A 13,029-nucleotide genomic window follows, 5' to 3' on the forward strand; every position below is an offset into this window, starting at 1 on the left:
CTGCAGCTGCGAAGAAAATTCACATGATGTGTTTTTCTGACAATGAATCTGTGTCACTGGTAGGAAAGGCATAACTTAGGGATGAGTGATATGTATTTGCGCGCATTGACAGAGGCGGATGAGATCGCTGTCTCGATCCTGCTTGATCAGGCTTTCGATGGGCCGGAAATGTATCGTTTTGCGAAGGAACTTCGTGCGGAAGACGCGATGGCTATGGAGCGGATCGCATACGACGGTGATACGATGCTCGGCTATGTTTGTTGCGCACGCATGGTTCACCCTGAAGAGTGGTGGGCATTGTCCATCCTTGCGGTTTCGCCGTCACACCGAAAGCGAGGCACAGGGCGGGAGATGGTTGTCCGCGCCATGAACCATGCGAAACGAGAGGGTGCGAAAGCCGTCGTGGTCGTTGGTGACACCAAGTATTTCGGCCGCGTCGGCTTCTCCAAACTGGCGGCATCGAAGCTCGAAATCCCGTTCTTCCCTGAATACACGTCGCTCTATCCGATTGCGCCCGGAACCGGGATGAGCAGCAATCGTCTTATTTTCCCTGATGCATATCGGCATTTGACCGAGGCAAAGGTGTCCTAAGCGGTCTCGAGTCCGAATGTCGCTGTCGGCGAATTTTCAAAAGAGTTGACCCGCGGGCGAGAAACGTAAGCCCGCGGGATTTGGATTTTTGAAGCTGGTGGATCTCAGGCCGGACCCAAGATCTTGTTGACGTGCCCCATCTTGCGACCGGCTTTCACTTCGGCTTTGCCATAGAGGTGAATGCCAACAGAGCCGTCTTTGGCGAACTCCGGAACGCGATCCACATCATCGCCGATCAGGTTGAGCATCTCGACATTCGAATGACGTTTCCCGTCACCGAGCGGCCAGCCGACGACAGCGCGAATGTGCTGCTCGAACTGGTCAATCACACACCCGTTTTGGGTCCAGTGGCCGGAATTGTGCACGCGGGGTGCGATCTCGTTAACGATGAGGCCGCCCTTCGTCACGAAGAGTTCAACCCCCATGACACCCACATAATTAAGCGCATTCAGGATCTTGGCAGCCAGAAGGACTGCGTCCGTCCGCTGTGCCGGCGAGAGCCGTGCAGGAACGGTAGTCGTGTGCAGGATGCCGGATTTGTGCACGTTTTCACCGGGATCGAAGCAGGAGATATCCCCCGCCTGACCGCGCGCTGCAATCACGGACACTTCATGCGTGAAGTCTACGAACCCTTCGAGGACCGCAGGTGCGCCCGCCATGTCTTTGAGGGCCTGCTCCGCATCGTCAGGCGACATCAAACGTGCCTGACCTTTGCCGTCATAGCCGAAGCGACGGGTTTTCAGGATCGACGGTGTGCCGATTTCTTCGATGGCTTCGGCGAGATCGACCTCATCATCCACAGCCGCGTAAGGCGCAACCTGAAGGCCCAGTTCGGACAAAAATGCTTTCTCGGTCAAACGGTCCTGAGAGACCGCGAGCGCCTTGCGGTTCGGACGGATCGGGACCAGAGATTCAATCAGGTCGAGGGCCGATGTCGGCACGTTCTCGAACTCATAGGTGACAACGTCGACGGAGGCTGCGAATTTCTTGAGCGCATCTTCGTCTTCGTAGCTGGCCTGAAAATGGTAGTTCGAGACGTGCGACGCAGGGCAATCGCCACCGGGTTCATACACGCATGTTTTGAAGCCGAGGCGGGACGCCGCGACAGACAGCATGCGACCCAACTGGCCGCCGCCCAAGATGCCAATCGTTGCGTTCGGGGAAAGGGGCTCAGTCATCGGTCGGCTCATCCGGAATGGAGGCGGAGAGAGCTTCGCGCCAAGCGTCGAGTTTCGCGCCGAGAGCCTCGTCGTGCGTGGCGAGAATGCCGACGGCCATGAGACCTGCGTTGGCTGCCCCCGCTTCACCGATTGCCATGGTGGCGACAGGGAAGCCCTTCGGCATCTGGACGATGGAATAGAGGCTATCAACGCCGGAAAGCGCGCGGGTTTGAACCGGAACGCCAATCACCGGAACGCGGGTTTTTGACGCCATCATGCCTGGCAGGTGGGCGGCGCCACCGGCGCCCGCAATAATCACTTTAAGGCCACGCGAAGCAGCCTCCTTGCCGTAGGACCACAGGCGATCTGGTGTCCGGTGCGCCGAAACGATCTTCGTCTCGTACGTCACGCCCAATTCATCCAGAATTTCTGCTGCACGTTTCATGGTGGGCCAGTCAGACTGGCTGCCCATAATGATGCCGACGTCGACGCTCATGGTGTCCCCTCGCGTTTGAAAGTTATTGAGGGGACTTATAGCGCGGCACGCGGCTTACGCAATAATATCAGGGGTAATCTGGTCCGAGATCAGCGCGATCCGATCTTTGAGGGCGAGTTTCTGCTTTTTCATACGTTGCAGGCGCAGGGCATCTAGGTGGCCTGTTTCTTGCATGGCTTCGATCGCAGCATCGAGATCGCGGTGTTCGCGCTTGAGTACTTCGAGTTTGATCCGAAGCACTTCAGTTTGATCCATCCGGTTGGACACGTTCATGGCGGTGTCTTCTATCTATTTTGGACTCAGTAAGTACGGAGCTTTGCATTTCCACGCAGAGATGGTCGCGAAAAGCATCCACTCCAACAGTCTATCCGCAAATCTTCAAATCTCAAAGCTTTAGAAGTGGCTCTTGAAGGGGGTGCGCGGCTCCCCCATATTTAGAGGGAAACTGGTTGCCGAAATCGGGACCGTAACACTGACCCAGTCGCTTTATTGAAAGGACGTGTCGATGACGAAAGTGAGCTTTGGGGCCCATCCGTTCTTGCTCGGGTTTGATCAGTTGGAACGATTGGTCGAGCGCACAGCAAAGTCAGATGCCGGTGGTTATCCACCGTATAATATTGAGCAAACCTCAGACAATTCTTACAGAATCACGCTCGCCGTGGCCGGCTTCGCAGAAGACCATCTCGCGATCACGCTCGAAGATCGGCAGCTTGTGGTGCGTGGACGTCAGCCAGAGACAGATTCGTCGCGTGTTTTCCTCCATCGCGGAATCGCTGGGCGGCAATTCCAGAGGTCCTTTGTTTTAGCCGACGGTGTTGAGGTGACTGGAGCCTCTGTGGAGAACGGCTTGCTTCATATCGATTTGAGCCGAACCCAGCCAGAGAGCGTTGTGCAGACCATTCAGATCAGGAAGGGATAAGTCATGGAAACCCGTTACCCGCATATCCCCACAGATGGGGAAGCAAAAGAAAAGATCGTTTATGTGCGCCCGGTTGCCGTAGCGGATTTGCCGGAAGACGTGCAGGCACAGGCCGAGGGTTTGGATCTCTTGTATTCGGTCAATGACAGCGAAGGCACGCGTCTCGCCCTCGTGGCGAACAAGCGGCTGGCCTTTGCGCTGGCGCGAGAGCACCATTTGGCGCCCGTCAGCGTCCACTAGACGATATGTTGAGAGATGAAGCAGGGCGGCTATGTGCCGCCCTTTTCTTTTGTGCGGCCGGTTTGCGGCGAATTGGCGCAGGCGACCGACGCGGAGAAATGCCGGTATGGCCTTGGATTGTGCGCGTCGCGTGACAATATCCACTTCAGGCCTTGTTCTGCGGTTAGACTGAGCGAGGCATACCTTCCTTCGCTCCGGAGATGTTCATGAAAACTTCCGCCTCTTATTCGGGCCTGCAGAAATTGCTGCATTGGGCCGTCGTTTTGACCTTTGCTTTTAACTACATTGTCTCTGACGGGATGGGGCGCGCGCTTCGCACCTTTTCTCAAACGGGTATTAACGACAGCCTGACGGCGCAGCTGCATGTGATTGTCGGTATTGCGACGATTGTTCTCATGGTCTTGCGCGTAATTGTCCGTCTCATTCAGGGCGCGCCTGAGTTGCCGCCCGCGCCGCATCCGCTCATGGATAAGGCCGCGCACTTTGCGCATATTGCGCTCTATGTCGCGATGATCCTGACGCCGGTCGTCGGTTTGCTCGCCTGGTTCGGGGGCGTTCGTGAGGCCGGCGATGTTCACGAGGTGCTCGTGAACCTGACAGTGCTGCTTGTGATCGCTCACGTCGCAGCGGCGCTTTTCCACCAATTCGTGCTCAAAGACGATCTCTTGAAACGCATGTCGCCACACTGATCGACACTGAGAGTGATGCCTGAAAGAAAGAAGCCCCGGCAGGAAGTGCCGGGGCTTCTTATATTTTGTTACGCGAGGCGCTTATTGAGCTGCGATCAGGCCCATAGCTTCGAGCTTGAGGATGACCTGATGTGCGCAGTTGTCGACATCGGTGCCCTCGGTCTCGACGCGCAGTTCCGGGTTTTCCGGAACGTCGTACGGGTCGGAGATGCCGGTGAACTCTTTGATCTTGCCTTCGCGGGCGAGCTTGTAGAGGCCTTTGCGGTCACGCTTTTCGCATTCCTCGATGGAGGTAGCGACGTGAACTTCGATAAATGCACCGAAGGATTCGATGTCTTCGCGCACAGCACGGCGGGTGGTCGCGTACGGAGCGATCGGAGCGCAGATCGCGATACCACCGTTTTTGGTGATCTCGGAGGCGACGTAGCCGATGCGACGGATGTTGAGGTCGCGGTGCTCTTTGGAGAAGCCGAGCTCGGAGGACAGGTTCTTACGAACGATGTCACCGTCAAGCAGCGTCACCGGACGGCCACCCATTTCCATCAGCTTGACCATCAGAGCGTTTGCAATGGTGGATTTGCCGGAGCCGGAGAAGCCAGTGAAGAACACGGTGAAGCCCTGCTTGGAACGAGGCGGCTTCGTGCGACGCAGTTCCTTCACAACTTCAGGGAAAGAGAACCACTCAGGGATTTCGAGACCTTCTGCCAGACGGCGACGAAGTTCGGTGCCGGAGATGTTGAGGATGGTGATTTCGTCCTTGTCCTCGATCTCGTCGATGGCTTCGTACTGAGCGCGTTCCTGAACCCAAACCATGTGTTTGAAGTCCACCATCTCGATTCCCATTTCTTCCTGGTGCGTGCGGAAGAGTTCCTGCGCATCATACGGGCCGTAAAAGTCTTCACCCTGGCTGTTGGAGCCCGGGCCCGCGTGGTCACGGCCAACGATGAAGTGGGTGCAGCCGTAGTTCTTGCGGATCAGGCCATGCCAAACAGCTTCACGCGGGCCAGCCATACGCATGGCGAGCGGCAGGAGGCTCATGGTCGTCGTGGACTGCGGGTATTTGTCGAGAACGGCTTCGTAGCAACGGACGCGAGTGAAGTGGTCAACGTCGCCCGGTTTGGTCATGCCGACAACCGGATGGATTAGAAGGTTGGCCTGAGCTTCTTTCGCGGCGCGGAAGGTGAGTTCCTGGTGCGCACGGTGGAGCGGGTTGCGGGTCTGGAACGCAACAACGCGGCGCCAGCCGAGCTTGCGGAAGTAGGCGCGAAGTTCGTTCGGCGTGTCGCGGCGGGCGCGGAAATCGTAGTGAACAGGCTGCTGGATGCCGGTCACCGGGCCGCCGAGGTAAACTTTGCCAGCGGTGTTGTGCAGGTAGTTGACGGCAGGGTGCTTGTCGTCGTCGGCGCCGAAAACTTTTTCAGCTTCAAGGGATTTGTTCGGCACCCAATTGTCGGTGACGGTCATGGTGGCGAGGATCACGCCTTCCTGATCGCGCAGGGCAATGTCTTGACCTGCTTCAAGGCTTGCTGCGAAATCTTCGGAGACGTCGAGCGTGATCGGCATCGGCCAGAGAGAGCCGTCAGCAAGGCGCATGTTTTCGACGACGCCATTGTAATCTTCCTCGGAGAGGAAGCCTTTGAGCGGGTTGAAACCACCGTTCATCAGGAGCTCAAGGTCGCAGATCTGGCGGGGCGTCAAGTCCCAGCTCACGAGGTCTGCTGCCTCTACTTTCAGTTTCTGAGCGCTCTCGTAAGAGACGTAGAGCTCGGGGATCGGGGCAAGATTCTCGGCCATGCAAATCGCCTTTTTTGGCTGGTACAGTTCAACGGTCAAAACGCCTTTGTCCAACAGAACGAAGGCCTATGGCGGGCTTAGCCTTTTTCCCTTTAAAAATTCAACACCGGATGAGAACGCATAAAAAAATGAGGCCTGAAGGCCTCACTTTTCCCGTATTTTAGAACATGAACTGCATAAAAGCAGTGCAGGCCAGAACGGATTTCTGGTGTTAGCGTCCGAGATGTTATTCCTGCGCCGCGAGCCAATGTTCGGCGTCGAGAGCAGCCATGCAGCCCATGCCAGCAGATGTGACCGCCTGACGGTATTTATGGTCAGTCAAATCACCTGCTGCAAAGATGCCGGGAATCGACGTTTCCGTGGTGCCGGGTTTGACGTAGACGTAGCCGCCGTTGTGCAGCTCGAGCTTGTCTTTGACCAGTTCGTTCGCTGGGGCGTGGCCGATAGCGACAAAGACGCCGCGGGCGGGGATGTCTGTGATTTCGCCGGTTTTGACGTTCTTGGTTTTGATGCCGTTGACACCTTTCATCGGCTTCTCGTCGCCATAGACTTCAAGAAGTTCGTTGTCCCAAAGCGGCACGATTTTCTCGTTCTTCATCAGACGGTCGATGAGGATCTTTTCGGCACGGAGTTCATCGCGGCGGTGAACCAGGGTGACCTTGGAGGCAAAGTTTGTGAGGAAGAGCGCTTCTTCAACTGCGGTGTTGCCGCCACCGATCACAACGATCTCCTGCCCGCGATAGAAGAACCCGTCACAGGTCGCGCAAGCGGAGACGCCGAACCCTTTGAAATTCTCTTCCGTTTCAAGGCCCAGCCATTTAGCGCGTGCGCCGGTCGCGAGGATAACGGCGTCAGCGGTGTAAATCGTGCCGCTGTCACCTTTGGCAACGAAGGGGCGCGCATCGGTGTCGAGTTCCGTAATGATGTCGGAGATGATCTCCGTTCCCATCGCTGCGGCGTGCTCTTGCATCTTCACCATAAGGTCGGGACCCTGCACCTCCGTGAAGGCGGGGAAGTTTTCGACCTCGGTCGTTGTGGTCAACTGGCCGCCCGGTTCCATGCCTTGCACAAGGATCGGGGAGAGCATAGCGCGTGCGGCATAGATGCCCGCAGTGTAGCCAGCAGGACCGGAGCCGATGATCAGAACTTTCGTGTGTTTCGTGTCCGCCATATCGGGACCTCTCGTGTTTCGTGTTGTCTTTCGCGTTGGCCCCGATATAGACACCGCTTGAGCGCATATCAAACCCTGCATCACGCAAGTTGCTGGTGAAAAAATGAGCAGGTGCTCGCGTGGTGCGCATAGGGTGCGCGAAATGCTCTTGCATGTTTCCGCCTTAAATGGGAAAGAATGTTGCGCGCAAGGGCGTAACTGCGCAGTTGTCTAGAAATTTTGCCGTTGGACAGAGGTCCGGAGAAATACAATGCCGTCGCACAAACTCGATGAGATCGATCGTAAAATTCTAGCCGAGTTGCAGGCAGATGGCCGTATGACCAACGTCGAACTGGCGAAGCGTGTGGGAATCTCTGCGCCGCCCTGTCTTCGTCGCGTACGCACTCTCGAAGAGAGCGGTTATATCAAGGGGTATCATGCCGTTGTTGATAGCCGTGCGCTCAATTTCGAGGTTCAGGTCTTCGCGATGGTCGGTCTGCAGAGCCAGGCCGAGGCAGATCTGTCCCGATTCGAGGCTCGGTGCCGTGAATGGCCGCTTGTGCGCGAATGCCACATGCTCAATGGCGAAGTGGATTTCATCCTCAAATGCGTTGCGCCTGACCTGTCGACCTTCCAGAGTTTTCTGACGGGTGAGTTGCTCTCGACGGAGAATGTCGCGTCTGTCAAAACGTCTCTCGTCATCCGTTGTGCGAAGGATGAACCAGGCGTGCCCTTCGATGTGCTCGAGGCCCGTGTCGCTCAAGACGCCTGAGGCGGTCGCCTCGCGACCCTGATCCCCTCATTTCATGAGACACAAAAAAACGGTTCGCCTTTTGAGCGAACCGTTTTCGTGGAAAAGCCAACGGTCCCCCGCCGGCCGGCTGAAACTTTTTATCTGGGCGACAGGTCACCAATCATTGCTGACGATAGTCGCGAGTGGGACAAAGCCCCAAAATCTCCGAGACAGGACAAATGCGGAAACAGCGCCATATAGCGCTCACGCAATTCGCCCTGTAGTTCACCCGTTGCGGAAGCGCCCGGATGATAAGTCTCTACGTCCAAACCGTTCACACGGATCATTCGGTGGCAGTTTAACGCAAAGTGATATGTCATCACCGACGAGATCGGCGTCACTTCGAAGACGGAGACACCGTCCACGAGGCTCGGCACTGGCACCAACGCCTGATCTGTGCCGAGCGATGCTTTCAGTCCTTCGGAGCGAAGCAGCAGGCGTGCGCCAGCGCCGAGGATCAGATCCGGGGCAGGTCGATCCATACCAAAGGTATCCGCCATAATACGATACAGGCGCTCTGGCTTGCGTCCGTCGCGACCGCGACTATCGAGTGACATTGCCCCCGTCCAGACAACGGTTTCAAAGTCACCTTCGACCGTCTCGACCTCATCGCCGGGCATCAGGTCTTCAACCGCAATGCGTCCGTGACGCGTTGGGATGAGCGCGCCTCGCGCAAATGCGTTAAATGCGTTTTCGATGATTGGCAGAGCAGGTGTGGCAGGGTGAGCCGACTGCAGTTGGTTGTTGTCGTCGAGCCACTGGATCTCGACGCGGCGCGTCGGTTCCTCGAAGCTCAGCGATTTCGACGAACGGGCAGACCATTCCTGCTGGGACAGCTGGGTTTTACGTGCCTCACAATGTGCGGGAACAGATGTCGGAACGGCGGCGAACGGGTCGATCAGAGGGCGAGAGCTCGGCGCCTCAGACGCGTGAGGTGGAGTCGTCGTATTAAAACTATTGGAAGACGCGTTTGCATCAACATGAGCAATACGCACACCGGAAAAAATCGGCGACATCGAAACCTCGTTACTGTTCTCGGCCCCCACCGAATACCAGTCCCGCGTAAATCCCAGATTAATGACCGGTCTGTCAAAAAAAAATTACAATTGATCTATTTTTTGAAATTGTTTTTCTAAATTTTATTCTTTGTTTCCAATTTTTCGCCATTATCTCGCGCAAACTGATGAAGGTTTGAACAAAAAATCCCGGTGCGGCGGCTGATGCTTTGTGTTTTTGCGCACATGGTTCGTGCGCATAAAATCAGTACAGGTGATTCGTTGCGGGCTGAGGTTGGTGACACATGCCGGCGCGACCGTTCGTCATAGGCGGATCAAGGTGATCAGGCGGCCATAATCCGCCTCCTTCTGGTGGCATGATCTGCGGTAGGAATAGAAGCGCGACGGATCAGAATAGGTGCAATGGCGTGTCCATTCCGCGTGTCCGACCCCCGCAGATCGCAGGCGGTGTAGGCCGAAGGCGGGCAGGTCGAACAGATAACGGTCTCCCTCTCCGTTCGCGAAGAAGCGTGCGTTGTCGGGATCATCCTGCATGAAATCGTCAAAGAATTCAGGGCCGACTTCATAGGCTCGTTGTGAAATCGTCGGGCCAATGACTGCGCTGATGTTCTCGCGCGTCGCGCCGAGGGCTACCATCGCGTCGACCGTGGCTTCCAGAACGCCACCAATCGCGCCTTTCCAACCTGCGTGGGCCGCTCCCACAACGCCTGCCTCACGATCTGCAAACAGAACGGGCTGGCAGTCAGCGGTCAGGACGACCAAACCAATTCCTGGCGTCGCCGTGACCAATCCGTCTGCTTTGGGGGCGGGGCCTGATGCGGGTCCGGTGACGGTCGCGACATCAGCAGAGTGAATTTGATAGGCCGGGAACAAATCAGCTGGTGTCAGGTCGAGCGCTGCCGCTGCACGGCTGCGGTTTATTGCTACAATGTTTGACTGATCGGACGAAGCGAGGCCGCAATTCAGGCCGTCAAAAACGCCTGAAGATGCACCGCCCTTTCGTGTGAAAAAGCCGTGCTGGAACCCGTTCAGTGCGTCAGATCGGATGATATCAAGCGTCATGCGTCAAACCCCGGAGGCAGCAAGTGTGGAGCGGGCGCGATGGCCACAGCTTTAAAAAGCGTTCCCATTTCTGTGGGAGAGGTCAACCGTTCAAATGCGCGGATGTGGCTTTCGAGCGCTTTTCCGTCGAGCCGTTCCGCGAGCCGTTCGGCGCGCTGTTGGATGCCGAGGCGGGCAAGCAGGTGCCCTTGCTCGATCATTTTCGATGCGGCGGCACCGGTGCGGATCGCGGCAATAGCGATCGGTTCGAAATCGACGTGGGCGGTGAGGTCGGCCTGCCCGGGGCGGGCGAGGGGATCGACCATCTCATGCGCTTCGAGCGCCTGAAATGTGTCGCCAAGAGAGTGCCAATCCCCGTAGTCGACAATGATCGCGGCGCCGCCATGTGTTGCAATGCGCGTCGCGATCTCGTCTGTGATCGGCGCGGCGGCGGGGCAGAGTTCGACGATGTTCCCGTCGGTCGTGTCGGCAAGGCGGTGACGCAAGTCGGAGAGCGGTGAGGCCGCAGACAACCCGAGGGCCAGGGCGTCATCCTTAAAGCCGACCTGAGTTTCAGCCCAGCCTCCGCCTTTGCGGGTGAACTGGCGAATGGGAAGTGCGTCAAAAAACTCGTTCGCGACGAGCCAGAGCGGCGCATCGGGGAGATCGGTGATCTGGTCGCACCATGTGATCTCTCTGTCCGGCATTGCCGCGCGCTGTGCATTGCGGAGTATCGGGGAGGCCTCGACGAGATGAACGTTGCAGGCCTCATGAAAGCCTTTCACAGCGCGGGTGGCGCGCAGGATGTCCGCCATCAGTGTTCCACGTCCGGGACCGAGTTCGGCGAGGATAAAACTATCCGGAGCGCCTTGATCGAGCCAGCTCTGCGCAAGGGCGAGGCCGAGCAACTCACCGAACATCTGGCTGATCTCCGGTGCCGTCGTGAAATCCCCTGTCGCGCCGAGCGGATCGCGCGTGGTGTAGTAGCCATGCTCAGGGTGGAGCAGGCATTCGGCCATGTAGTCCGCGAGAGTGATCGGCCCTGTCTGACGAATGCGGCGGATCAGAATGTCTTTGAGCGCGGTCATGTCCATTTGGCCCGCAGCATAAAGAAGAGGCCGATCAGGATCATCGGAAGGGACAGAAGTTGTCCCATCTGCATCCCGAGAAAGACGGCGCCGGAGGGATTGGCGGCAGTGATGAACTGTGCATCGGCCTGCCGGAAGAATTCCACGATAAAACGCGAGAGGCCATAGCCCGCAAAGAACAGCCCCATGATGAAGCCGGGACGCTTCAGAGCGCCGCCAAACCACACGAGCGACAGGATGAGGGTGCCGAGGATCAGCCCCTCCATACCTGCTTCATAGAGCTGGGAGGGATGTCGCGCGCAGAGCATGCCGACGTTTTGGCAGGATTGCGCGGCGGGGCCAGGGAAGACCACAGCCCACGGCCCATCCCACGGTTTGCCCCAAAGTTCGGCATTCACAAAATTCGCGATCCGCCCGAGGAGCAATCCTGTCGGCGTTGCCATCGCGAGCAGGTCGCCAAGGGATAGAAGTGGCTTCTTATGTTTTAGGCCCCAGATGCCTGCGCCAACGATGACACCGAGAAAGCCGCCGTGAAAGGCCATGCCCCCTTGCCAAACCATCGGGATTTCGACCGGATTCGAGAAATAGTAGGCGGGTTTGTAGAATAGCACATAGCCGAGACGCCCGCCGAGGATGACGCCTGCAATCAGCCACGTGAGCAAATCCTCGAACTCTTCGCGTGTCAGGGGCACACCATTGCTCCAGAGGCGCTCAGTTTTCAGCGCTCGCAGGATCAGCACCCATCCGATCAGAAAGCCGCCGATATAGGCCAGCGCGTACCAATGCAGCGCAAAGACGAAGAACCCGAGATCAATTTCGAAGATCACGGGCGAGAGGTCGGGAAATGCGATTACAGCAGGCAGAGTCAACATGACCGCAACTGTCGTAACCGCAAAGGGGAAGTCAACCTTGTGATTTGTCTCGGACCGGCCCATATAGATCACAACCTTTCAAGAATTCGCTGGACGGAGACAGCCATGCAGACCCGCAACAAGATCCTCGACGATATTTCCCAGTTGATGACCAATGCCATGGGCGTGGCTCAAGGCGCGAAGGACGAAGCTGATACCGCGCTTAAAGGCCTCGTAGATCGTTGGCTCGCGGACCGCGATTTCGTCACCCGAGAAGAGTTCGACGCGGTGCGCGCCATGGCTCAGAAGGCCCGCGAAGAGAATGAAGCGCTCAAGAAGCGCCTTGATGCACTTGAAGCTGAGAAAAAAGCCTAAGCTTTACGCGGTGGTTTTTACGGATTGGAGGCTCCCTGTAGGGGGCCTTTTTTTATAGGTTTTTCTTATCCACAAGCTATCCACAGCCCCTGTGGAAAAAATAGGCATCCTGTGGAGCGCGGGCGTTTGGTGGGGATAACGCAAATATTTCGCTTTACAGGTTCGGTGCTTTCATCACACCATATCTAGTAAGGGAAGCGGAAAACAAACCGACCCTTAGAGCAGGCACCAAGTCATAGTGGCCGCCTTCTACGGACGCGCATGGGGATGTCGCGACGCCACTCTGACGCATAACAGACGAGGCTGCATATGTCGCTTATTGAGCAAGAATTCTCCACCGAAATCCATCCGATCGACCTGTGCGAGCACTTGTGCGAGTACAATGAGTGGGAATTTGATCGGGTTGCTGAGGATCAGATCGCCATGGCGGTCGAGGGTCAGTGGCGCACATACTCCATCACGCTCGCATGGTCCGATTATGACGAGACTCTGCGCCTCATCTGCACCTTTGAAATGGAGCCGCCGGAGGAGAAGCTGCCGCAACTCTTCGAAGTGCTCAATCGCGCGAATGACCAGATCTGGACCGGTGCCTTCACCTACTGGGATGAGCAAAAGATCATGGTCTATCGCTACGGTCTCGTGCTCTCCGGTGGTCAGATCGCCAATCCGGAGCAGGTCGACCGGTTGATCGGCTCTGCCGTCGCAGCGTCCGAGCGCTTCTATCCGGCCTTCCAACTCGTTGCTTGGTCCGACCAAACGCCGGAAGAGGCCATGAGTGTCGCGATCCACGAGGCCTACGGGCGCGCGTAAGCTGCCACAAATTTGC

General features: G+C 57.1%; 16 protein-coding genes. 7 read left to right on the forward strand and 9 right to left on the reverse strand.

The features are described 5' to 3' along the window. Positions 1-90: 90 nt before the first annotated feature. Positions 91-591 carry a GNAT family N-acetyltransferase gene (locus LA304_RS04675; protein WP_224501960.1) on the forward strand — a complete coding sequence of 167 codons (501 nt, stop codon included), beginning with the start codon at positions 91-93 and terminating at the stop codon, positions 589-591. Between the two features lie 104 nt (positions 592-695). On the opposite strand, the gene LA304_RS04680 is transcribed toward LA304_RS04675, so the two are convergent. The 3 genes from LA304_RS04680 to LA304_RS04690 are packed head-to-tail and all read right to left on the reverse strand — an operon-like array spanning position 696 to position 2,520. Continuing rightward, positions 696-1,769, reverse strand: a complete 1,074-nt coding sequence (locus LA304_RS04680) for a 5-(carboxyamino)imidazole ribonucleotide synthase (RefSeq protein WP_224501961.1) — start codon at positions 1,767-1,769, stop codon at positions 696-698. Continuing rightward, on the reverse strand, positions 1,762-2,247 hold the full coding sequence (purE, locus tag LA304_RS04685) for a 5-(carboxyamino)imidazole ribonucleotide mutase (protein ID WP_224501962.1): 486 nt from the start codon (positions 2,245-2,247) through the stop codon (positions 1,762-1,764). Before purE ends, LA304_RS04680 begins: the two co-directional genes overlap by 8 nt. A gap of 54 nt (positions 2,248-2,301) precedes the next feature. Continuing rightward, the gene (locus tag LA304_RS04690; protein ID WP_224501963.1) at positions 2,302-2,520 is read right to left on the reverse strand and encodes a YdcH family protein; all 219 of its coding nucleotides are present in this window, start codon (positions 2,518-2,520) and stop codon (positions 2,302-2,304) included. A gap of 232 nt (positions 2,521-2,752) precedes the next feature. On the opposite strand from LA304_RS04690, the gene LA304_RS04695 reads away from it, so the two are divergent. The 3 genes from LA304_RS04695 (at position 2,753) to LA304_RS04705 (ending at position 4,095) form a co-directional block, all read left to right on the forward strand. After that, positions 2,753-3,166 carry an Hsp20 family protein gene (locus LA304_RS04695; RefSeq protein WP_224501964.1) on the forward strand — a complete coding sequence of 138 codons (414 nt, stop codon included), beginning with the start codon at positions 2,753-2,755 and terminating at the stop codon, positions 3,164-3,166. 3 nt (positions 3,167-3,169) lie between these two features. After that, positions 3,170-3,406 (forward strand): DUF1150 family protein, encoded by a 237-nt coding sequence (locus LA304_RS04700; protein WP_224501965.1) that lies wholly within the window; start codon positions 3,170-3,172, stop codon positions 3,404-3,406. Between the two features lie 206 nt (positions 3,407-3,612). Next, the gene (locus LA304_RS04705) at positions 3,613-4,095 is read left to right on the forward strand and encodes a cytochrome b (protein ID WP_224501966.1); all 483 of its coding nucleotides are present in this window, start codon (positions 3,613-3,615) and stop codon (positions 4,093-4,095) included. Positions 4,096-4,176: 81 nt separating this feature from the next. On the opposite strand, the gene LA304_RS04710 is transcribed toward LA304_RS04705, so the two are convergent. Then, entirely contained in the window at positions 4,177-5,889 is a 1,713-nt protein-coding gene (locus LA304_RS04710; protein WP_224501967.1) for a bifunctional sulfate adenylyltransferase/adenylylsulfate kinase, read from the reverse strand. 226 nt (positions 5,890-6,115) lie between these two features. Further along, positions 6,116-7,060: a thioredoxin-disulfide reductase gene (trxB, locus tag LA304_RS04715; protein WP_224501968.1), complete on the reverse strand. Its 945-nt coding sequence runs from the start codon at positions 7,058-7,060 to the stop codon at positions 6,116-6,118. A gap of 250 nt (positions 7,061-7,310) precedes the next feature. On the opposite strand from trxB, the gene LA304_RS04720 reads away from it, so the two are divergent. Further along, positions 7,311-7,811 (forward strand): Lrp/AsnC family transcriptional regulator, encoded by a 501-nt coding sequence (locus tag LA304_RS04720; RefSeq protein ID WP_224501969.1) that lies wholly within the window; start codon positions 7,311-7,313, stop codon positions 7,809-7,811. Positions 7,812-7,930: 119 nt separating this feature from the next. Here LA304_RS04720 and LA304_RS04725 read toward each other — a convergent pair whose 3' ends face one another. The 4 genes from LA304_RS04725 to lgt all read right to left on the reverse strand — a co-directional run bounded on the left by LA304_RS04725 (position 7,931) and on the right by lgt (position 11,840). Next, positions 7,931-8,848 (reverse strand): Hint domain-containing protein, encoded by a 918-nt coding sequence (locus LA304_RS04725; RefSeq protein WP_224501970.1) that lies wholly within the window; start codon positions 8,846-8,848, stop codon positions 7,931-7,933. A 303-nt stretch (positions 8,849-9,151) separates the two neighbouring features. Then, a complete protein-coding gene (pgeF, locus tag LA304_RS04730) occupies positions 9,152-9,910 on the reverse strand; it encodes a peptidoglycan editing factor PgeF (protein ID WP_224501971.1) in 759 nt (252 codons plus the stop codon). Beyond that, positions 9,907-10,977, reverse strand: a complete 1,071-nt coding sequence (locus tag LA304_RS04735) for a class I SAM-dependent methyltransferase (RefSeq protein ID WP_224501972.1) — start codon at positions 10,975-10,977, stop codon at positions 9,907-9,909. Before LA304_RS04735 ends, pgeF begins: the two co-directional genes overlap by 4 nt. Next, positions 10,974-11,840 carry a prolipoprotein diacylglyceryl transferase gene (gene lgt, locus LA304_RS04740; RefSeq protein WP_224502476.1) on the reverse strand — a complete coding sequence of 289 codons (867 nt, stop codon included), beginning with the start codon at positions 11,838-11,840 and terminating at the stop codon, positions 10,974-10,976. Before lgt ends, LA304_RS04735 begins: the two co-directional genes overlap by 4 nt. A gap of 114 nt (positions 11,841-11,954) precedes the next feature. Between lgt and LA304_RS04745 the strand changes: the two genes are divergently transcribed. Both LA304_RS04745 and LA304_RS04750 read left to right on the forward strand, forming a co-directional pair. After that, the gene (locus LA304_RS04745) at positions 11,955-12,203 is read left to right on the forward strand and encodes an accessory factor UbiK family protein (RefSeq protein ID WP_224501973.1); all 249 of its coding nucleotides are present in this window, start codon (positions 11,955-11,957) and stop codon (positions 12,201-12,203) included. A gap of 309 nt (positions 12,204-12,512) precedes the next feature. Continuing rightward, the gene (locus tag LA304_RS04750; RefSeq protein WP_224501974.1) at positions 12,513-13,013 is read left to right on the forward strand and encodes a type III secretion system chaperone family protein; all 501 of its coding nucleotides are present in this window, start codon (positions 12,513-12,515) and stop codon (positions 13,011-13,013) included. Positions 13,014-13,029 lie beyond the last annotated feature (16 nt).

Source organism: Celeribacter litoreus, from assembly GCF_020165855.1.
Taxonomy (GTDB): domain Bacteria; phylum Pseudomonadota; class Alphaproteobacteria; order Rhodobacterales; family Rhodobacteraceae; genus Celeribacter; species Celeribacter litoreus.